A 317-nucleotide genomic window follows, 5' to 3' on the forward strand; every position below is an offset into this window, starting at 1 on the left:
GGGATGCAGGTCCGCTGGCGGCTGGACGGCTTCACCAGCCCGCCCCGCCCGTCGGGCACCCCGCGCAACCTGATGGGCTTCAAGGACGGCACCGCCAACCCCGACCCCACCGACCCCCGGGAGATGGACCGGCTGGTGTGGGTGGGTCCGGGCAGCGGCGAGCCGGACTGGGCGGTCGGCGGCAGCTACCAGGTGGTCCGGCTGATCCGGATGCTCGTGGAGTTCTGGGACCGGGTCGCGCTGAGCGAGCAGGAGCGGATGTTCGGCAGGGCCCGGGAGTCCGGCGCCCCGCTGGACGGCGACACCGAGCACGACAC

Annotated in this window: 1 protein-coding gene; it reads left to right on the forward strand. The window is 74.1% G+C overall.

What is annotated here, in order from left to right; genetic code table 11:
- Positions 1–317 (forward strand): Dyp-type peroxidase (locus IE318_RS35800; protein WP_189907165.1); only part of this gene is annotated, 317 nt, incomplete at both ends.

The sequence above is a fragment of the Streptomyces spiralis genome (assembly GCF_014654675.1).
Taxonomy (GTDB): Bacteria; Actinomycetota; Actinomycetes; order Streptomycetales; family Streptomycetaceae; genus Streptomyces; species Streptomyces spiralis.